Origin of the sequence: Mesorhizobium silamurunense (genome assembly GCF_014843905.1) — a bacterium.
Taxonomy (GTDB): domain Bacteria; phylum Pseudomonadota; class Alphaproteobacteria; order Rhizobiales; family Rhizobiaceae; genus Mesorhizobium; species Mesorhizobium silamurunense.
Genome location: NZ_LPVS01000053.1, coordinates 112197 through 131758 on the forward strand (window position 1 = coordinate 112197; position 19562 = coordinate 131758).

Below are 19562 nucleotides of genomic sequence, written 5' to 3' on the forward strand. Positions count from 1 at the left end.
GTCACAGGAGAAATCATGTCGACGAGAGAGAAGAGTAGGCAAGGCGGTGTAGGGCGTCGTGACTTTCTGAAACTGTTCGGCGCGGCAGGAGCGGCAGCGAGTACTCTGCCGCTTGGTGGATCCGCATCGGCGGACGAAATCATGGCTGCGACCGCCACAGATACGAAACATCATCACGCCGCTGCCGCACCTCATGCCGGGGGCCCCGGCTACGAATTCTTCAATCTCGACGAGTCCGCTTTCGTCGAAGCGGCGGTCGATACGCTCATTCCCAGCGATTCAACTGGCCCCGGCGCCATGGAACTCGGCGTAGCGACGTACATCGATCGGCAAATGGCCGGCGGATACGGCAAGGGCGATCGGCTGTATCTGGAAGGGCCATTTGGCGAGGGTACGCCCGAGCAGGGCTATCAATTGCCGATGACGCCCTCGGAGCTGATCCGGGCGGGCATCGCCGATGTCAATGCCGTTGTACAGAAAAGCCACAAGAGCAGCTTCGCGGCCCTTTCGGCAAAGGATCGCGCCGCGGTGATGGCCGACCTTGACGGCAAGAAGACTGAGCTTCCAACAGTGCCGACCGCGACCTTCTTCGGACTCCTGCTGCAGCTCACGATCGAGGGTTATTTCGCGGACCCCATGTATGGCGGAAACAAGGAGGCGGCTGCCTGGAAGATGATCGGCTTCCCCGGCGCGGATGCCATGTACACGGACAAAATCGAACCGTTTCGAAACAAACCATACAAGGCTGAACCGAAGGGCATCCAGGATCTCATTTAATCGGCGGAAGAAGAAGGAGACTTTGACATGGCCACCAAACTGAACGCGGTCGATGTCCTGATTGTCGGTCTTGGGTGGACAGGCGGCATCATTGCCAAGGAGCTTGCGTCCACCAAGCTGAAGATCGTCGCCCTTGAGCGGGGAGGCCCGCGTGACACCAATCCGGACTTTATCGACCCTGAAATCCATGATGAACTGCGCTACGCAGCCCGCTACGACCTCATGCAGAACGTGCGGCGGGAAACCATCACATTCCGCAATAGTGAATCGCAAACGGCGCTGCCTATGCGTCAACTCGGCTCATTCCTGCCCGGCCAGGGCGTCGGAGGCGCCGGCGTGCACTGGAACGGCGTCACCTGGCGCTGGCTTGAATGGGATCACCAAGCGCGTAGCCGGACGATCGACAAGTACGGCGAAAAGATCATCCCCGCGGATATGCACCTGCAGGACTGGCCGATCACCTATGATGATCTCGAACCCTACTACGACAAGTTCGAAAAGACATGCGGCACCTCCGGCAAGGCTGGCAATCTTAACGGCAGGAAAATCGACGGTGGCAATATCTTCGAGGGATCGCGAAAGGAAGAATACCCCAATCCGCCAATGACTGCCGCGCAGAGCATGGTGATGTTCGAGAAGGCGGCCCGCAATCTCGGATACCATCCTTTTCCCAATCCCTCGTCCAACGCGTCGCGCGACTATGTCAATCCTGATGGCGTGGCCTTCGGCCAATGTCACTATTGCGGCTTCTGCGAGCGCTTCGGCTGCGAGGCGAATGCCAAGGCCAGCCCGCATTTCACCGTCATTCCGCTGGCGGTGAAGAACCCGAATTTCGAACTGCGCACAAATTCGATCGTGCTGAAGGTCAATCTCGATTCGACCCGCAAGAAGGCGGTCAGCGTCACCTATCTCGACGCACGCGGGCGCGAATTCGAACAGCCTGCCGACCTGATCATCCTGTCAGCCTATGCGCTCGGCAACGTCAACCTGCTGCTGCAGTCAGGGATTGGCGTGCCCTACGACCCGGCAACCGGGAAGGGCGTGGTCGGCCGGAACTATGCCTATCAGTGCGGTGGCGGGGCGACCGCATTCTTCGACAAGAAGACCGTTCTGAATCGTTTCATGGGCGCAGGCGCGCTCGGCACCTGCATGGATGATTTGAACGGCGATAACTACGATTTCGTGAAGGCCGGCTACATCGGAGGCGGCGGCATCAGTTGCAGCAACTCGGGCGCTCGGCCCATCCAGTCACATCCAACGCCGCACGGCACGCCTCGTTGGGGCTCCGAGTGGAAGAAGGCAGTGGTCGACAATTATGACCACGCGGCCAGCGTCGGCAATCAAGGCGCGGTGATGGCCTACCGGCAGAACTATCTGAGCCTTGATCCGACCTACACCGACGTTTTTGGACGTCCGCTTATGAGGATGACATTCAATTTCCAGGACAACGAGATAAAGCAGATGAATGCTCAGGCCGACATCTGCGTGACCCTCGCGAAGGAGATGGGTGCGACCAAGATCGATCGAAACGTGCCGCCCGTGCCCTATTCGATCGTGCCCTATCAGAGCACGCACAACACAGGCGGTGCAGTTTTCGGAGCCGACCCAAGCACCAGCGTCCTGAACAAATATCTTCAGGTCTGGGATGTCTCAAACGTATTCGTCACCGGCGCTTGCGTGTTTCCCCAGAACGCCGGGAAGAATCCGACCGGTCCGGTAGGCGCTCTTGCCTACTGGGCAGTGGACGCGATCAAGAACCAGTATCTGAAGAACCCCGGCCCACTGGTTCCCTCCTGAGACGACGTCTGCCGGATCCGGATCCGCGGTTCGGATCCGGCAGAGCTGGGTGTGTTTCGAACCCCATATTGCCCTGGGCCGGTTCGGCCGGAATCAGCCCTCAGCTGATTGAAAGAAGCAAACATGAAATCGACCATGCTTGGATTGACGGCCGCCATTCTCACTGCAGTTGGTTCGGCCCATGCGCAAGACCCATCTCCTGGCAACGCCGAAGCCGGTGCCGTCATCTTCAAGAGGTGCATGGCCTGTCACAAGGTCGGCCCTGACGCAAAGAACGGGGTAGGTCCGGTCTTGAACGGGGTCGTCGACCGAGCGGCCGGTACGTATCCGGGCTACAGCTATTCCGCGGCGAACAGGAATTCGGGTCTGACCTGGGATGAACCGACGCTGACGACCTATCTGCGCGCGCCGCGCAAACTGGTGCTAGGCACAAAGATGACATTCGCCGGTCTCAGCAAGGACCAGGAGATCGCCGATGTCATCGCCTATCTGAAACAGTTCAATGCCCAAGGCCAGAAGGTCGGGCCATGAGTGAGACGGTCAACCAGCCCTTTGCGAAAGCACAATCTTGACGAAGTTTCTCCTGCACAAGGGTTTGGGATACTCCACGGTCCATCAGATCGGTGACTATCTGCGCAGCTATGGTACAGGCCGTCACTGGATCGAGCGATATCGCGGCGACATCTTCGTGTTCGTATCGGATCGGGCAGACGAGGTGATCTTGAGGACAAAATTCTCCAGCCTTCTCGATGCTGTCAACGACACGGAGATGAACGGGATACGACGTCGATGAGCGAAGGTATCTTCAACGAGAAAGTAAAATTGAAACGGGCATATGAGAGCCCTTCTACTGACGATGGCAAGCGGGTGTTGGTTGACCGGCTTTGGCCGCGCGGGGTCAGGAAGTCCGAAGCCGCCATCGATTATTGGATGAAGGAACTTTCGCCAAGTACCGAGCTTCGGAAATGGTTCGGACACGATCCGGCCCGATGGGATGAATTCCGCCGGCGATACGCGGCGGAAATCCATCAGCATCGCGGTGAACTCGGCCAATTGCGCAGCCTCATGCAGGAGGGCGCCGTCACACTCGTCTACTCAGCTCATGACGAGGCCCACAATGATGCCGTCGTCCTTAGAGAGATTTTGCTGAGACATCGATAGAGTCGTCACGTCGGCTCATGCACGTGCCGCTGGCTTCAGCGACATAGGGCGCGCGATCACGAAAGCGACAACAAACTCGTCTCCCCGGGAACCATACCAAAGGAAATTGATCCAATCGTTGAGCGCGTCCGGTTGAGGAGAAACGCAATGAGATTCTTTGTCGATACCGCAGACATATCTGAAATTCGCGACCTTGCTACCGCCGGGTTTCTCGACGGAGTGACCACGAACCCGTCCCTTATCGCAAAGACCGGCCGGCCGATCAGGGACGTGATCAAGGAGAATTGCCAGACAATCGAGGGGCCGGTTTCAGCGGAAGTCACAGCGGCCGACTTCGACGGCATGATCGCCGAGGGAGAGCGTTTGGCCGACATCGCCGCCAATGTGGCCGTCAAGGTACCATCGACCTGGGATGGATTGAGAGCTTGCCGGGCGCTCAGCCAACTCGGACACAAGGTCAACGTCACCCTGTGCTTTTCAGCCAACCAGGCGCTGCTCGGAGCCAAGGCAGGCGCGACCTTCATTTCGCCGTTCGTCGGCAGGCTCGACGATCTCGGTCTGGACGGCATGGAGGTGGTCCGAGAAATCCGCGCGATTTATGACAACGACAAATCAATCACGACGGATATCCTCGCGTCTTCAATTCGAACACCCCTCCATGTCAAACAGGCGGCGATCGCAGGCGCCGATATCGCAACCGTACCGCCAGCAGTACTTAGAAACCTTGCCAAACATCCGCTCACCGACAAGGGTCTGGCATCTTTTCTTGCCGACTGGAGCAAGACGGGACAAGCGATCCTGTAAGTGCACGCGGCCCGTCGGCTCCTATCATAAAAATTGCTCGCAACTGCCGATTAAATTCGTTTGCAGGATGTCTGGAGTGGCGAGAAACTGTCGCTGAGTTCTAAAGCTATGATTAAGGAATTCCGGCTTCTCGACCGCAAAAGGCGCATCCGCTTCCGGAACGCCAAGGGAGAAGGCAATGGCCCAAGACCAAAGTAAGCCGACTGGACCGGATCTGATTCAGGGCATCGCGCTCGCGGACCTTCCTGATGGCGGCAAGCTGGTCGGCCGATGTGGCGACGACCAGGTCCTGCTGGTGCGCCGCGGCACCGAGGTGTTCGCGGTCAGTGCGACATGCACGCATTACGGCGGGCCGCTCGTCGACGGCCTTGTCGCGGATGATACCGTCCGCTGTCCCTGGCACCATGCCTGCTTCGATCTGCGGACGGGCGAAGCGTTGCACGCTCCCGCATTCAATCCTCTCGCCTGCTGGGCGGTCGAACAGCGGGACGGCCGCATATTCGTCGGCGAGAAACTGAAACGGACAGCTCGGAAACCGCGCTCCGGAAGCTCCGGCCAAGTGCCTGAGAAAATCGTCATCATAGGCGGCGGCGCGGCGGGGTTCGCAGCGGCCGAAATGTTGTGGCGGGAACAGTTCCAGGGCAGCATCGTCATGCTCAGCGACGACCAAACGCCGCCAGTCGACCGGCCGAACCTATCCAAGGACTACCTTGCCGGAAAAGCCCCGGAGGACTGGATTCCACTCCGCGGGGAGAAATTCTATTCCAAGAACAACATCGACTTGCGTCTCAAGACGGAAGCCGTTCAGGTCGATGCCCGTTCGCGGCAGGTGGTCCTCGCGGATGGAGAAAGGATCCCCTATGACAGGCTTCTGCTTGCGACGGGCGCGGAACCTGTCCGCCTGGCGGTCCCCGGAGCCGACCAGCCGCATGTCCATACGTTGCGCTCGTTCGCAGACTGCAAGGCGATCATCGCACGAGCCGCCACCGCGCGCCGCGTGGTGGTGCTTGGCGCCAGCTTCATTGGGCTCGAGGTTGCCGCGGCTCTCCGTGCGCGCGATATCGACATCCATGTCGTGGCGCCGGAAAAGCGGCCCATGGAGCGTGTCCTGGGCCCGCAGATGGGCGACTTCATCCGCGCCCTGCATGAAGGGCATGGCGTCGCATTCCACTTGGAGGAAACCGCAACCAGCATCGACGGCGGGAAGGTGCAACTCAGCGGCGGCAGTACCGTGGCGGCCGATTTCGTCGTCGTCGGCATTGGTGTGAGGCCGCGCACCGGGCTTGCCGAAGCGGCAGGGCTGGCCGTTGACCGCGGCGTCGCCGTCAACGCCTTCCTGGAAACCAGCGAGGCGGGGATCTTCGCGGCCGGCGACATCGCGCAGTGGCCCGATCCCCACAGTGGCGAGAACATCCGGGTCGAGCATTGGGTGGTTGCCGAGAGACAGGGGCAGACCGCCGCGCTGAACATGCTCGGACATCGCGCGAAATTTGTCGCGGTGCCGTTCTTCTGGAGCCAGCACTACGATGTTCCCATTAACTATGTCGGCCATGCCGGGCAATGGGACGAGATCGCGGTCGACGGCGACATCGGTGCCAAGGACTGCCTGCTGCGATACAAGCGCGAGGGGCGCACGCTGGCCGCCGCTTCGATCTTCCGCGACATCGAGAGCCTGGAGGTCGAGGTGGAAATGGAACGCCAAATGGCAACCTAACAGGCACTCTCTGGCGCTCCAATCCGAGAAGAGCGCGGTCAGAAATAGCGAAGCGGAATTTGGTTGTGATTGAAAGGAGTTCGACTATGTCCACAGTGCAGCAGGAACTTGGCGTCACCAGCGATTTGCGCACTGCTGCGCCCGCCCAGCATCATTCAAGAATCGTGAAATTCGTCGACGAGGTCGCCAAGCAGTCTGCCCACGAGGCACCGACCTCGGTTGAAATCTTCTCGGACAGTGGCCGCTGGTACTGCCGGGTTCGTCGGGGCGATGAAACGACCCGGCCGATGGGTCCCTATACCAAGCAACAGGCTGAGCGAGTCCAGGAGGCTCGGAGAATGTTGATCGCAAAAAGAGGAACCGCTCGGATCATTTTCGAGTAAGCTAGGAGCCCCCATCGCGCCGGCCGGGCGGCACAGCTCGAGGATCGTTCAGGCAGGTATCATCCGGCATACATAACCAGGGAGAAAGCCATGTCGATCAATACCTTGCGGCTTGCCGGCGCCCTTTTCGGAGCCGTCGCCCTTTACAGCGCGCCGGCCGTGGCGGAAGATCTGGTCTTGGGCGCCTCGGTGCAGCTTACCGGCCCGGTGGCCAATACCGGCCGTTACTACAAGGACGCCTACGAATTCACCATCGACAAGATCAATGAAGCCGGTGGCGTCAAAGTCGGCGACAAACAGTACAAGCTGGCGCTCAAGCTCTACGACAACCAGTCGGACGTAAACCTGTCGGTGCGGCAGTACACTCAGCTCATCACTCAGGACAAGGTCAACCTGCTGCTCGGGCCGTTCGCCAGCAACTTCGCACTGGCCGATTCGGCTATTTCGGAAAAATACCAGGTTCCCATGGTCCAGGGCGGGGGCGCTTCGGACCAGATTTTCTCGCGCAATTTCAAATACATCTTCGGTACGCTGGCACCGGCGAGCAACTACTTCGGCTCCACCATCGCGATGATGAAAGAACTCGATCCCGCGCCGAAGTCGGTGGCGTTGCTCTACGCCGACGACTCCTTTGACGTGTCTGTGGCCAAGGGCACGCGCCCGCTGCTCACGGATGCCGGCTTCACCATCGCGCTGGACGAGCGCTACACCTCGAACGCAAGCGACTTCAATTCGCTTCTCTCGCAGGTCAAGAACGCCAATGTCGACGCCGTGTTGATGGCGGGGCACGAAACAGAGATCCTGAACTTCGTGCGGCAGGCCAAGAGCCTTTCGGTGGCGCCGAAGCTCTATTCCTTTACCGTCGGCGTGCCGAGCGAGGATTTCCGCAAGGCTCTTGGCAAGGATGCCGACTACGCGTACGGCATGAGCGCCTGGCTGCCGTCGACCGATCTCAAGGACAGGTGGTTCGGCGATGCTGCCGCTTTCGCCGAGGCCTACAAGGCCAAGTACGGCTATGCGCCCGACTATCACGCCGCCTCTGGCGCGGCCGACGTCGAGGCCCTGGCGAAAGCGGTCGAGGCCGCCGGTACGATCGATCCCAAGGCGGTGCGCGACGCTATCGCCAAGTTGAATTTCGACAGTCTTTACGGCACCGTCGCCTTTGGCGAGAACGGCCAGATCAACCTGGCGCAGACGGTCGTCCAAATCCAAGACGGCAATCTGGCGGCAGTCTACGGCGGCAAGGGCTTCATCGAAAAGCCGAAATATCCGATGCCGACATGGGACGCGCGTTGAGGGTACGACATTAACGGGTGTCGGCCGGTTCCGCCGGATTGGCACCTATCCCAAGGGCGGCGGCGCAGCGAACTTGAGGCGTCCGCCGCCTCGGAGAGAAAGTACGAGGGACCGACGGCTTGGATCTACTCGCACAAGTCTTTGTCAACGGCATTCTCCTGGGCGGGCTCTACGCGATCATGGCGCTGGGGCTCGCTCTCGTATGGGGCGTGCTCAACATCGTCAATCTCGCCCATGGCGCCTTCATCATGCTGGGGGCCTATCTGTCATGGTATCTCTTCAAATATCTCGGGATTGATCCCTTCCTTGGCCTGCCGATAACCGCGATCGTTATGTTCGGGGCTGGATACGCCGTGCAGCGGGGCATGCTAAACCTCATCGTGCGCGCGCCGATGTTCAACACGCTGCTGGTCACCTTCGGCTTGGAGGTTGTGCTGACCTATCTGGCGCAACTGGCCTTCTCTGCCGATTTTCGCACCATCAACCCATCCTACGCCGGTTCGAACATCGCGATCGGTCCCGTCGTCGTTCCGATCGTGCGATTAGCCGCCTTTGGCGTCGCCATCGTGCTCGCCGTCATAATGTGGCTGTTCCTGTTGAGGACGCGGCTCGGCCGCGCTATCCGCGCCACCGCGCAGAACCTCGTCGCAGCTCGGCTCTACGGTGTCGAGCCTCGCCATCTCTACGCCACGACCTTCGGCATCGGGATCGGCCTGGCTGGCGTCGCCGGCGGTCTGTACGGCACGGTTTCGCAGATCAATCCCTATATCGGCGCAACGTTGACGGCGAAGTGCTTTGCTATTGCCATCATCGGCGGGCTCGAAAACCCGCTCGGCGTGATTGTCGGCGGACTCGTTCTCGGTATCATCGAATCGCTCGCCATTCTTTATATCGGCGCCACCTTCGGCGATGTCGCCAGCTTTGGCGTGCTGGTGCTGGTGCTCATTGTCAGGCCGAGCGGCCTTCTCGGGAGGACGGCATGAACAGTGCGATCCGCATCGCCATCGCGCTGCTGGCCGTTGTTGTTCTCGCGGCTCTGCCCTGGTTCGGCTCAGACGTTATCGTGCAATTCGGCATTTCGACGCTGCTCCTCGCGGTGCTGGCGCAAGGGTGGAACATTATCGGCGGCTATACCGGCTATCCTTCCTTCGGCAATTCCACCTTTTTCGGCCTGGGCGCCTATGGCGTGGCGGTCGCCATGGTGCAATGGAACATGCCGTTCTGGGTCGGCATGGTCTTCGGTGCCGCGATGGCGGTTTGCTTTGCCATCCTACTTGGTCTGCCGGTGCTCCGCCTGAAGGGGCATTATTTCGCCATCGCCACGCTGGCGCTGGCGCAGGTGGTTGCCGCGATCGTCTCCAACATCCCGCTTTTCGGCCAAAATATCGGCCTGGTCCTGCCGCCGCTCAACAATGACGCAATGTTCTATGAACTGTCGCTCGCGCTGCTGTTGATGGCGACCCTCACTGTCTGGTGGCTGACGCGAAGCCGTTTCGGCTTCGGCCTTATCGCCATCCGGGAGAACGAGGAGGGTGCGGCCGTGATGGGCGTCAACACGACGCTCTACAAGGTGATGGCGTTTGCGCTTTCGGGCCTGTTCTCATCGCTCGCCGGCGGCATTCAGGCCTATTGGATTACCTTCCTCGATCCAGCCAGCGCCTTCGACATCAGCCTGAACGTCAAGATGATAATCATGGCCGTGTTCGGCGGCCCGGGAACCGTGCTCGGTCCAATCGTGGGAGCCGTCGTCCTCTCCGCCGTCTCCGAAGTCCTCTCCAGCGAAGTGACCAACGCCGCCGGACTGTTCTTCGGCATCGTCGTGGTGGCCGCAGTCGTGCTGATGCCGCGGGGGCTTGCCGACATCGTCCACCACTTCCGCAAATCCGGCTGGCGCTATTTCGTGCAAAACATCAGGGCGCACCGCATATGAGCGCGATCCTGGAAATCGTTCATGTGACGCGGCGCTTCGCGGGGCTGGTCGCCGTCAACGATGTCAGCTTCGCCCTCAACGAGGGCGAGATCCTCGGAGTCATCGGTCCGAACGGCGCCGGCAAGACAACGCTGGTCGGCCTCATCAGCGGAACGCTGCCGCCGAGTTCGGGCGACATCGTCTTCAAGGGACGCTCCGTCACGTCGCTGCCGGCCTTCCGGCGCGCGCGACTTGGCATCGGCCGCACCTTCCAGATCATGCGCCCTTTCCCCGGCCTGTCGGTGCTCGACAACGTCGCTGTCGGCGCCCTATTCGGCTACGGAAGGGGCACTTCCGATCTTGAGGAAGCGCGCCAAAAGGCGCGCCGCAACCTCGAATTCGTCGGTCTGAGCCGGTTCGCCGACCATTTGGCCGACGAGTTGGGCGGACCCGGTCGCAAGCGTCTCGAACTCGCCAAGGCGCTCGCTATGGAGCCGAAGCTCCTGCTTTGCGACGAGGTGATGGCCGGCCTCAACCACGTCGAGATCGACGAAGTAATCGGCATCATCCGCAAGGTGCGGGATTTGGGCATCACCATCCTCGTCATCGAGCACGTCATCAAGGCGATCAAGAGCCTTTCCGACCGGCTGCTGGTGATCCATCACGGCGAGAAGATCGCCGACGGCATACCGGACGCAGTTTTGTCGGACAAGACCGTGGTCGAGGCCTATCTCGGCAAGAGGCAGGCATGAGCGTGGCAGGGAAAAGCACCGATGGCGCGCTGCTCAGGGTCTCCGGCCTCGGTGCCGGCTATGGCGGTATGCCGGTGCTGCACAGCGTTTCGCTCGAAGTGCGCCCGGCCGAGATCGTCGCGGTGGTCGGTTCCAACGGCGCCGGCAAGACGACCCTGCTGCGCGCGCTGTCGCGCGTCATTGCCGCGACGGGTCAGATCGAGTTCAAGGGCCGGGACCTTGTGCCTTTGACGCCGGACCAGGCGTTCGCTGCCGGTCTCGTCCAGGTGCCGGAAGGCCGGCAGCTTTTCGACCGCATGACCGTCGAGGATAATCTCCTGATGGCCGCCGACCGCCGTTCCGACAAGGCTGTCGCCCTCGAGGATCTAAGGCGCATGTATGCGCTGTTTCCTCGCCTCGGCGAGCGGCGGCGGCAGCTTGCCGGCTCGATGTCGGGCGGAGAGCAGCAGATGTGCGCCATGGCGCGAGCCCTTATGGCGCGGCCGATCCTGCTCGCGATCGACGAGATGAGCCTCGGTCTTGCTCCTGTGGTGGTCGAGCAGTTGATGGAAGTTCTGGCGAGAATCCGCGACGAGGGAGTAACCGTGCTTCTGGTCGAGCAGGATGTGCATCTCGCGCTTTCAGCGGCCGACCGCGGCTATGTGATGGAGACCGGCCGCATCGTGCACGAGGGCGCGGCCAAGGACCTGATTGACGATCCGGCAGTGCGAAAGGCCTATCTGGGGCTCTGAACCGGCAGCACCCCTCATGTGTTGAAGGGCTTTGGCCAGCGTCGTCGAGCGAAGTTTCATCAACACACATCACCCTCGCATCAAACTAGGCTATGTGAATATCGGGCGCGCCTGACCGCGGCCGCACCATGCCGGGCATTCGAGGTTGGCCGCCCACCAACTGCGAATAGCCTGTCAGGCAAACGTGTCGGATTTGCACATACTTGTTATTCGCCTTCGGTGGCGATCAATATCCAGTTGCGCTGCGTCGACGGGATTTCACAGGCGAACGTCCAGGTATCGATCACCTCGACGATCTGCCGGGGATCACCGGCGACGACCGCATCGTTTGCCGAGCGTGTAACGCTGACCACGTCGGAAACGTACCGGACAACAATCTCGGCGGCACCATCCTCCTTGAAAGCGTCGACGACCTTTGCTTCGCGCGTAACGATGACGGTGAGCTGCAGCATCTCCTGCCGATCCCGGCGTCCCGCAATCTCTCGCTCAAACTCTTCAAGAACTTCCGGCCCGACAAGGCGCTTCAACGCCTGGATGTCACTGTCCGCATAGGCCTGCAGGATAGCTTCATAGGCCCTCTTGGCACCGTCCAGAAATGCGGCGAGGTCGAAATCCGGGTCGATCTCACGAAGTGCATTCTGGGGCGTGTCCACGGAGGACGTGTGTTCGGTACTGCCGTCCCACCGCGTCGACGCAGCGTCCCGCTTGGCCCTCTCGTCGTTCCAGCGCGAGAGAAGCTGGCTCCAACTGCCCAGCATTGCCCAATAAAACGCGATGATAGCAACGAGCAGGATCTGGCTGTTCGCATCTGCGGTCTCGTTCATGAGATTCACCCGACGACTTGTCGAAGCATACAACCCGATTTGTTCAGTGGATGTGGGGCAGCCTTTCCCATTGATGAAAGGGCGGCGGCGAGGGCAGCTGCCATTCAAGCGTGGTCGCCCCTTCGCCCCATGGATTGGCGCTGGCCGGGCGCTTGCGGCTGAAAGCTTCCGCGACCGCGACGAAGAAAATGATCAGCCCCGCGGTCGAGATGTAGGATCCGATCGACGCGACGAAATTCCAGCCGGCGAAAGCGTCGGGATAGTCAACGTAGCGGCGCGGCATGCCGGCCATGCCAAGGAAATGCTGCGGGAAGAAGACGAGATTGACGCCTATGAACATCGTCCAGAAATGCAGTTTTCCCAAGGCTTCGCTGTACATGTAACCTGTCATCTTCGGGAACCAGTAGTAGAAGCCCGCGAAGATGGCGAAGACCGCGCCCAAAGACAGCACATAGTGGAAGTGGGCGATCACGAAATAGGTGTCGTGCAACGAGCGGTCGATGCCGGGGCTGGCGACCATGATCCCGGTGACGCCGCCGATGGTGAAGAGCAGGACGAAGCCGATCGCCCACAGCATCGGTGTCTTGAACTCGATCGACCCGCCCCACATCGTGGCCAGCCACGAAAACACCTTTACGCCTGTGGGAACGGCGATCACCATCGAGGCGAAGGCGAAGTAGCGCTGGCTGTCGACGGAGATGCCGGTCGTATACATATGATGCGCCCACACGAGGAAGCCGATCACACCGATGGCCACCATCGCATAAGCCATGCCGAGATAACCGAAGATCGGCTTCTTGGCGAAAGTCGAGATGACGTGGCTGATGATGCCGAAGCCAGGCAGGATCATGATGTAGACCTCCGGATGGCCGAAGAACCAGAATAGGTGCTGGTAGAGGATCGGGTCGCCGCCACCGTCGGGAACGAAGAATGTCGTGCCGAAGTTGCGATCCGTGAGCAGCATCGTGATCGCGCCGGCCAGCACCGGCAGCGACATCAGCAGCATGAAGGCGGTCACCAGCATCGCCCAGGCAAAGAGCGGCATCTTGTGCATCGTCATTCCCGGCGCGCGCATGTTGAAGATGGTCGTGATGAAGTTGATCGCGCCGAGGATCGATGACGCTCCCGCAAGGTGGATCGAAAGAATGACGAGGTCGACCGCGGGGCCTGGCTGGCCGGAGGTCGAGAGCGGCGGGTAGAGCGTCCAGCCGCCGCCATGGCCCAGCGTGCCTGGCGCTCCCGGCACAAACATCGAGGTGATGAAGAGGACGAACGACATCACCAGCAGCCAGAACGAGATATTGTTCATGCGCGGAAACGCCATGTCGGGCGCGCCGATCATGATCGGCACCATCCAGTTGCCGAAGCCGCCGATCAGGGCCGGCATCAGGACGAAGAAGATCATGACCAGGCCGTGGGAACTGACGACGACATTGTAGGCCATCGGATCGCTGAATATCTGCAGTCCGGGCTCCTGAAGCTCCATCCGGATCAGCACCGAAAGCGCGGTGCCGAGTATCCCCGCCATGATCGAGAACAGCAGATAAAGCGTCCCAATATCTTTGTGGTTGGTCGAGCACAACCACCTGACGAGAAAACGGGGCTTGTGGTCGTCGAACGTTGTGGCTGGGTTCGACATGGTGCTCTACCTGCCTTTCATTCAGGCATGCAGGATGGTTGCCACGATGGACGGCGTTCAGTTGCCGTCGCGATCGGGGAACCAGGCGCTGTCTGCTTCGTGTTTCAGTCGTCCGTGACGATGATGTCCATCGCAATGTCGTGGGGCTGCGGACGGATCGTTCGGAGCCGGCTTCCCGCGTAACCCACTCCGAGGACCAACGGCCGCCTGTGCATCGCCGCGAGCGTTCTGTCGAAGAAGCCGCCGCCATATCCCAGGCGGTAGTTCGCTCCGTCGAAGCCGACCACCGGGGCGATCACGATATCCGGCAGGACCGAGGGCCCGCGTGAGGGAACCAGGATGTTCCAAACGCCGCGCTCGAGCGGATCGCCCGGCCGCCAGACCCGGAACTCCAGCGGCCAGCCCTTCCTGATGACGACGGGAAGCGCGATCCGGCCGCCCCGCTCGACGACCTTGATCGCCCAGTTGCGAAGGTCGGGCTCGCCGCGGAACGGCCAATAGCCGCTGACGATGCGCCCGCTGACCTTGCCGATGGCAAGATCGAGGCGCGATGCGATGCGGTCCGACTTGATCTTCCTGTCATCGGCGTCGATGGCGAGGCGCTCCTCGATCAGCCTCTGCCGCTCCGCCTTGCGCCAGCGCAAGTTTTCGCTCCAGGATTCTCCAAGCTCCGAATGCCCGCCATACTCGGGCGAAAGCTCGTGCGCGAAGCAGGGCGGGGATGCGTATTCGTGGATTTCAGGGTCGGTGTATCTCTTCTCGGCCATCGCCAGCTCCGTGTCCGTGCCCACATGTTTGCTGGAACGTGCTCCGCAGGAAACAAGAAGGCAAACGGAATTAAATGCTGTATGAATGCAAAATTATTGCATTAATAGGAGGAGTCGGTGGACATCGATCGAGCGCGCACTTTCCTTGAAATCGTCCATTCGGGCAGTTTCCTGAAGGCTGCGGATCGCCTTCACGTGACGCAGACCACTGTGAGCGCGCGCATCCGCACGTTGGAGGACGAGCTCGGACGTCGCTCTTCATCCGTAACCGCAACGGCGCGCAACTGACGCCGGCCGGGCGCGAGTTCGAGCGGTTCGCCCAGTCGTTCGTGCAGATCTGGGAACGGGCTCGCCACCAGCTCGCAATCCCCTCGGGACGGACGAGTGTGGTGGCGCTGGGCGGCGAGCTGAGCCTCTGGAACCCGCTTCTTCTGGACTGGCTGGTCTGGATGCGGAAGGCGAGGCCGGAAATCGCCATCCACGCACAGGTCGGCGTGCCGGACCAGCTCATCGAGCAGCTCAGGACCGGGGTCCTCGATATCGCGGTGCTTTACGCGCCGAAGCTGCTCCCGGGTTTCAGGGTAGAGCTTCTCGTCGAGGAGCAACTCGTCCTGGTCCGGACGGCCGACAGAGACGGAGAACCTGCCGGCTCCAAGCACTATGTCTATGTCGACTGGGGGCCGCTGTTTGCGGCCCAGCATGATGCCAGTTCCTCTGCCTTTGGCGAGCCGGGATTGATGGTTGGCCTCGGTCCACTCGGGCTGAGCTACATCCTGCGCGCCGGTGGCATGGGATATTTCCGCAGGGGCGCCGCAGCTCCTTATATCGAGACGGGGCAGCTGGAGGTCGTGGAAGGTGCGCCGGAGTTCACCTATCCCGGCCTATGCCGTCTATCCGGAAGCAAGCGAGGCGCGAGCCGACGTGCAGGAGGCGCTGCGCGGCCTGAAGCAAGTTGTGAAATGATCGTTGCTCCCAGGCGCGAAGCCAAGTGGCTGGAAGGACGGATCGCTACGGATTGACCGAACATGCCTTATCCATTCTACACCATCGGTCACTCGACCCGGTCGATTGTCGAATTTGTTGGCCTGCTGCGAGTTGGAGAAGTCGCCCTGGTGGTCGACATAAGGACCGTCAGACGATCACGGGCCAATCCGCAATTCAACAGCGAGGTGCTTCCGGAAAGCCTGGCAGCATTCGGCATCGGTTATGAGTACATTGCCGAGCTTGGCGGCCTGCGCGGCAAGGCACACGACATTCCACCGACGCTCAACGCATTCTGGATCAATCAGAGTTTTCACAACTACGCTGACTACGCGCTGTCAGCGGAGTTTCATGGCGGCTTGAACCGGCTTGTGTCCCTCGGCAGGCAGCGCCGGTGTGCCGTCATGTGCTCGGAAACGCTCTGGTGGCGCTGTCACAGGAGAATCGTGGCTGACTATCTGATCAGCCACGGCGAAACCGTTTTTCATCTGATGGGCCATGACAAGGTCGAGCCGGCGAAACTCACCGACGGCGTGAGGGCCAGGGTCGACGGAACGCTTGTCTACCCGCCTTCACAGCCTTCGGGATAGTCGAGTTCTCAGGCGGCAGACGGACCCGGGTCGTCGAACCCGGCATCGAAGGCCGCCGCAACCTTGCTCTGAGCTTCGTCGTGCGGTTCATCGGAACGATGGACGACACGCAGACCCGGTCCGCCCAGCCGGTACGAGCCCGGCGCAGCAACTCCCGCCAGCTTCAGTCTCTCGCGCCTTGCGGCTTCTGGTTGATAAACCACTTCATGCACGGTCAGCGTTTCAAGGCTGCCGTCCGCTGTCGGAATGCACATGGACTGACCCTCGGCCAGACCGAGCAACGCCAGGCCGCGTGGATTGGTGATAGGCAAAAGCATGCCGACCAGACCGCGCATCTGGTCATGGGCCACGATGCGGGTTTCGGCAGGGCCGTCGTTCACCCGATAAGCCACGCGGCTGCTGAGTGTCACGACGTTTGCCGGGATGTCTTCCCGAAACATTACAACTGCGCTCGAAATCTTCCGTTGAAGAATAGTCGAGAAGGTTTCGTCGCGGATCGGATGGCGCTCCCGTATCACCTCAAGAATGGTGTAGTCCTTGGTCGTCAGTTGACAGGTGTCGGTAGTGGGCATGGCTGGTCTCCAGCCGGTCCATGAAAGGGAATCCGGCGCTAGGCAATTGATCGGATGTGGAAGCCGCCCCTGCGCCGAACCTAGATAGGCCGGCGCAGGGGTTAGCCTCCCGCGATCAGGCTCCCCGCATGATTGAGGAGACGTACGGAGATGCCCATGTCTAGACACTCGCCGCAATCGTTGGAGACGCAGGTGCGAGCCGCTCGGCTCCATCGCCTTCCGGGGCGGGCTGGTTCACGGCAAGGACCAACAATTCGTGCCGGCGCCCGTCTCGGGCGGTCCACATAATCGACTGTCCAGCCGAGAGGCCGATCAGGGCCGTGCCAATCGGTGTAAGGATTGAAACCTTGCCTTCAGAGATGTCCGCATCGCCAGGAAAAACCAGTGTGATCGTTTTCCGATCGCCAGTGTCGGGCTTGAACGTCACAGTCGAACCCATCCGGACGGTGCCAGCGGAGACCCAACCATCGGCGACGATGCGTGCGCGCTCGAGTTCGGCAAGCAGTTCATCGGAAGCCTCCGGATTTCGAGCGGCCACAGTGCTCGCAAGCACCGATAAACGTGCATGGTCCGACTGCGAGATGCGGATATTGGGCTTACGCCGGGTCTTCGTGTTGTGTTGCATTTGAATTCTCATAATTTTCAATGAGCCAGCCGCCATCAAGGGTGGCGGAACTGGCCATTTCGGGGAGATTTTTTAGCTTGAAGCGGCGATGTCCGGGGCCGTGCAGTCCCCTGCGGATCATCCCATGTCGATGGAAGTCATGCCCCTCGGCTCGGAGCACATGGCGGCCGAGCCGGAGGTTACGATCCCGCGATGGGGCAAACCCGGAAAAGAAAATCACAAAGAATTTTAGCGGCGGCATTCATAAGACCATAGTTGGGGAAGCAATCCCGGAAGTCAAGGCAGCCGCCTCAGCGGTGCCACTCTTGAGCTATTCGGGACGAACGCCGAGCAACGTGTTTATCACCAGTTCTCTTCCAGTCCTGTTTATGCCGGTTCCGCGCGATCTCTCTTCCGCCAGCCCGAGGAAGACGAGACGTTCGGCCAATGCTTTCGAGAGAGCCGGGTAGGGTCCGCGATTCATGCGCTTAAGCGCTGTTTGCTCCTCCTCCGTGAGATCACCCCACATAACCTTCATGACGCTCTCCTTGCTTGCACCTGGTCAGCCAATGCGGGATTCTGAATTGTCCATCGAGGGGGCTGCGACCGTGAATTCATCGATGCTCGGAAACCTGAGCCTATGGAACGGCATCTATCCCGACGATCCCACCTTCATTTTCGAGAACGCCAATTCGCCTGACTTCCGAGCGGTTGAGCTTGAGGCGAACGCCGATACCGCCACCGTTCTCCGCAATGAAAACTGCCCCGCGCTTTCGAGTGCCGTCCGTAGCCTGTCGCAGATGTCTCCGTCCGGGAGCGTGATCCGACGCTCGAATTCTTCGATGACCAACGCATCCACACCTGAGTTGCTGGCGAGCTTTTCGCGGGTCCATTCGACCAACGCGCGAGCGGCGCGGCATTGGGCTCCAGTGATCATCATTCAATCCCCTGTTCCGACGCTTTCGGGAGCGATATCACCGTCTACTGAATGCCAGCACGCCCCGGCACGATGGCTCGATCCCTCGAAAATGGATATCGAATCCGGAAAAGGGAAGGGCCGATGCCGCTCGCCGGTATCGAAATTACGATGCAAAAAAGTTATGCTAAAGCGACAATAAATTTCGTTTGTACTGCATATTCGTTTGTACTGCATAAATGAAAGGGCGAAGCTTTCGCCACGGCTTGGCGGCCGACGCTGACGATTCAAAGCGGCGAGAGTGCGAAATCTTGCGAAAGGCGCGGCGAGGCCCGCACACGATGGATAGGTCCAAACGCGATAGCTACCAGGTGCCTTCGTGGCCTGGCGTTCGGCCTCGCGGCAGGGCGCGGGCGCTGATCGCAATGGACATCATGACGTCACCAGTAGTCGCGGTGGGGCCGGACAGCACATTGGACGAAGTGTGCGACCTCCTCGTCACGCGCGATTTGAGCGCCGTTGCGGTGATCGACCAGGGTGTGCTGCTCGGGATCGTAAGCGAGGAAGACCTGATCCACAGAGCGGAAATCGGGAAAGCCACACCGCGGCGTTCTTGGTGGTTTCAGCTCTTCGGCAACAATACGGCGCTCGCGGCGGACTATTTAAGGTCGCACTCCATCCATGTGACGGACGTCATGACCAGAAAAGTGGTCACCGTTTCGTTGAGCACCCGATCGACGAAATCGCCGCACTGCTTGACGTCAATCGCACCCGGCGCGTCTTCGTCGTCAATAGCGAACGCGTCGTGGGGGTCGTCGCCCGGGCGGACCTGGTGCGTGCGCTGGCTTCCGTCAGGAAGAGCCTGCCTCGCCCGGTCTCATTCCATGACGATGCCAGTATCAGGCGCGAAATTGTGAGTGCCCTGCGCTCCGAGGCATGGCCGTCGATCGGAGAAGCTGATGTGATGGTGACCAACGGGGTGGTCGCCCTTTGGGGCGGCTACATGTCGGAACAGGAACGGAAGGCATCGCTTGTTCTGGCCGAGAACACCGCCGGCGTTCGGGCGGTCGATGATCACCGCGTTCCGCTCGACATTGCCTACGCGATGGTTTGAAGGCTCGACACGGACCGAACCAGTGGGCATCGACGTTAAGGCGCGCCGCCGCTGGCACCGGAAATCACGATGCTCTAAGGAGCCTAAACGATGTGAAGTTCGCGCGATGAGCGAAATTCCAGTGGACAGCGCGGTCATCGACGGTGAGGTTGTCGTCCTGAACGAGGGAAGTCTCTCCAACTTCGCGGCGCTGCGCAAGGCAATCACAGCGCGCCAGCATGATCTCTAAAT

At 60.5% G+C, this 19562-nt stretch carries 25 protein-coding genes and 1 pseudogene; 20 read left to right on the forward strand and 6 right to left on the reverse strand.

Going from position 1 to position 19562, the window contains the following annotated elements; genetic code table 11:
• Positions 1–15: 15 nt before the first annotated feature.
• The 13 genes from AU465_RS15025 (at position 16) to AU465_RS15085 (ending at position 11324) form a co-directional block, all read left to right on the forward strand.
• Positions 16–777: a gluconate 2-dehydrogenase subunit 3 family protein gene (locus AU465_RS15025; RefSeq protein ID WP_192248748.1), complete on the forward strand. Its 762-nt coding sequence runs from the start codon at positions 16–18 to the stop codon at positions 775–777.
• A gap of 27 nt (positions 778–804) precedes the next feature.
• Positions 805–2574, forward strand: a complete 1770-nt coding sequence (locus tag AU465_RS15030) for a GMC family oxidoreductase (RefSeq protein ID WP_192248751.1) — start codon at positions 805–807, stop codon at positions 2572–2574.
• Positions 2575–2697: 123 nt separating this feature from the next.
• Entirely contained in the window at positions 2698–3105 is a 408-nt protein-coding gene (locus tag AU465_RS15035; protein WP_192248754.1) for a c-type cytochrome, read from the forward strand.
• 37 nt (positions 3106–3142) lie between these two features.
• Positions 3143–3367 carry a hypothetical protein gene (locus AU465_RS15040; protein ID WP_192248757.1) on the forward strand — a complete coding sequence of 75 codons (225 nt, stop codon included), beginning with the start codon at positions 3143–3145 and terminating at the stop codon, positions 3365–3367.
• A complete protein-coding gene (locus AU465_RS15045; protein WP_192248760.1) occupies positions 3364–3735 on the forward strand; it encodes a DUF488 domain-containing protein in 372 nt (123 codons plus the stop codon). The genes AU465_RS15040 and AU465_RS15045 overlap by 4 nt, the downstream gene beginning before the upstream one ends.
• Positions 3736–3882: 147 nt before the next feature.
• Positions 3883–4539, forward strand: a complete 657-nt coding sequence (gene fsa / locus AU465_RS15050) for a fructose-6-phosphate aldolase (protein ID WP_192248763.1) — start codon at positions 3883–3885, stop codon at positions 4537–4539.
• A 178-nt stretch (positions 4540–4717) separates the two neighbouring features.
• The gene (locus AU465_RS15055) at positions 4718–6253 is read left to right on the forward strand and encodes an FAD-dependent oxidoreductase (RefSeq protein ID WP_192248766.1); all 1536 of its coding nucleotides are present in this window, start codon (positions 4718–4720) and stop codon (positions 6251–6253) included.
• An 86-nt stretch (positions 6254–6339) separates the two neighbouring features.
• Positions 6340–6636 carry a hypothetical protein gene (locus AU465_RS15060; RefSeq protein WP_192248769.1) on the forward strand — a complete coding sequence of 99 codons (297 nt, stop codon included), beginning with the start codon at positions 6340–6342 and terminating at the stop codon, positions 6634–6636.
• A gap of 90 nt (positions 6637–6726) precedes the next feature.
• Complete coding sequence (locus AU465_RS15065) at positions 6727–7932, forward strand: amino acid ABC transporter substrate-binding protein (protein ID WP_192248772.1); 1206 nt, start codon at positions 6727–6729, stop codon at positions 7930–7932.
• A 119-nt stretch (positions 7933–8051) separates the two neighbouring features.
• The gene (locus AU465_RS15070; RefSeq protein WP_192248775.1) at positions 8052–8915 is read left to right on the forward strand and encodes a branched-chain amino acid ABC transporter permease; all 864 of its coding nucleotides are present in this window, start codon (positions 8052–8054) and stop codon (positions 8913–8915) included.
• Positions 8912–9862: a branched-chain amino acid ABC transporter permease gene (locus tag AU465_RS15075; RefSeq protein WP_192248778.1), complete on the forward strand. Its 951-nt coding sequence runs from the start codon at positions 8912–8914 to the stop codon at positions 9860–9862. The genes AU465_RS15070 and AU465_RS15075 overlap by 4 nt, the downstream gene beginning before the upstream one ends.
• Positions 9859–10593: an ABC transporter ATP-binding protein gene (locus tag AU465_RS15080; protein WP_192248781.1), complete on the forward strand. Its 735-nt coding sequence runs from the start codon at positions 9859–9861 to the stop codon at positions 10591–10593. Before AU465_RS15075 ends, AU465_RS15080 begins: the two co-directional genes overlap by 4 nt.
• Positions 10590–11324, forward strand: a complete 735-nt coding sequence (locus AU465_RS15085; protein ID WP_192248784.1) for an ABC transporter ATP-binding protein — start codon at positions 10590–10592, stop codon at positions 11322–11324. The genes AU465_RS15080 and AU465_RS15085 overlap by 4 nt, the downstream gene beginning before the upstream one ends.
• Positions 11325–11530: 206 nt before the next feature.
• Here the strand turns inward: AU465_RS15085 and AU465_RS15090 are convergent, their stop codons facing one another.
• The 3 genes from AU465_RS15090 to AU465_RS15100 form a co-directional block, all read right to left on the reverse strand.
• Complete coding sequence (locus AU465_RS15090; RefSeq protein ID WP_192248787.1) at positions 11531–12148, reverse strand: Tim44/TimA family putative adaptor protein; 618 nt, start codon at positions 12146–12148, stop codon at positions 11531–11533.
• A 43-nt stretch (positions 12149–12191) separates the two neighbouring features.
• Positions 12192–13787, reverse strand: coding sequence for a cytochrome c oxidase subunit I (ctaD, locus tag AU465_RS15095; protein WP_192248790.1), 1596 nt, complete (start codon positions 13785–13787; stop codon positions 12192–12194).
• A 104-nt stretch (positions 13788–13891) separates the two neighbouring features.
• Positions 13892–14554 (reverse strand): 5-formyltetrahydrofolate cyclo-ligase, encoded by a 663-nt coding sequence (locus AU465_RS15100; protein ID WP_192248793.1) that lies wholly within the window; start codon positions 14552–14554, stop codon positions 13892–13894.
• A 117-nt stretch (positions 14555–14671) separates the two neighbouring features.
• On the opposite strand from AU465_RS15100, the gene AU465_RS35960 reads away from it, so the two are divergent.
• From AU465_RS35960 to AU465_RS15110, 3 genes are all read left to right on the forward strand, one after another.
• Complete coding sequence (locus AU465_RS35960) at positions 14672–14842, forward strand: LysR family transcriptional regulator (RefSeq protein ID WP_210325107.1); 171 nt, start codon at positions 14672–14674, stop codon at positions 14840–14842.
• 101 nt (positions 14843–14943) lie between these two features.
• Positions 14944–15573: a LysR family transcriptional regulator substrate-binding protein gene (locus AU465_RS15105; RefSeq protein ID WP_210325108.1), complete on the forward strand. Its 630-nt coding sequence runs from the start codon at positions 14944–14946 to the stop codon at positions 15571–15573.
• 6 nt (positions 15574–15579) lie between these two features.
• A complete protein-coding gene (locus AU465_RS15110) occupies positions 15580–16125 on the forward strand; it encodes a DUF488 domain-containing protein (protein WP_192248796.1) in 546 nt (181 codons plus the stop codon).
• Positions 16126–16133: 8 nt separating this feature from the next.
• On the opposite strand, the gene AU465_RS15115 is transcribed toward AU465_RS15110, so the two are convergent.
• The 3 genes from AU465_RS15115 to AU465_RS15125 all read right to left on the reverse strand — a co-directional run bounded on the left by AU465_RS15115 (position 16134) and on the right by AU465_RS15125 (position 17839).
• A complete protein-coding gene (locus AU465_RS15115; RefSeq protein WP_192248799.1) occupies positions 16134–16697 on the reverse strand; it encodes a GreA/GreB family elongation factor in 564 nt (187 codons plus the stop codon).
• Positions 16698–16857: 160 nt separating this feature from the next.
• The gene (gene rnk / locus AU465_RS15120; protein WP_192248802.1) at positions 16858–17322 is read right to left on the reverse strand and encodes a nucleoside diphosphate kinase regulator; all 465 of its coding nucleotides are present in this window, start codon (positions 17320–17322) and stop codon (positions 16858–16860) included.
• Between the two features lie 310 nt (positions 17323–17632).
• A complete protein-coding gene (locus tag AU465_RS15125) occupies positions 17633–17839 on the reverse strand; it encodes a hypothetical protein (protein ID WP_192248805.1) in 207 nt (68 codons plus the stop codon).
• 46 nt (positions 17840–17885) lie between these two features.
• Here AU465_RS15125 and AU465_RS15130 point away from each other — a divergent pair, with 46 nt between their 5' ends.
• The 4 genes and pseudogenes from AU465_RS15130 (at position 17886) to AU465_RS37155 (ending at position 19560) form a co-directional block, all read left to right on the forward strand.
• Positions 17886–18419 carry a hypothetical protein gene (locus AU465_RS15130; RefSeq protein WP_192248808.1) on the forward strand — a complete coding sequence of 178 codons (534 nt, stop codon included), beginning with the start codon at positions 17886–17888 and terminating at the stop codon, positions 18417–18419.
• 232 nt (positions 18420–18651) lie between these two features.
• A pseudogene (locus tag AU465_RS37815) lies at positions 18652–18786 on the forward strand (CBS domain-containing protein); the annotation flags it as partial.
• Positions 18787–18833: 47 nt separating this feature from the next.
• Positions 18834–19331: a BON domain-containing protein gene (locus AU465_RS15135; RefSeq protein WP_192248810.1), complete on the forward strand. Its 498-nt coding sequence runs from the start codon at positions 18834–18836 to the stop codon at positions 19329–19331.
• A gap of 106 nt (positions 19332–19437) precedes the next feature.
• The gene (locus tag AU465_RS37155) at positions 19438–19560 is read left to right on the forward strand and encodes a hypothetical protein (RefSeq protein WP_281396762.1); all 123 of its coding nucleotides are present in this window, start codon (positions 19438–19440) and stop codon (positions 19558–19560) included.
• The last annotated feature ends 2 nt before the right edge of the window (positions 19561–19562 follow it).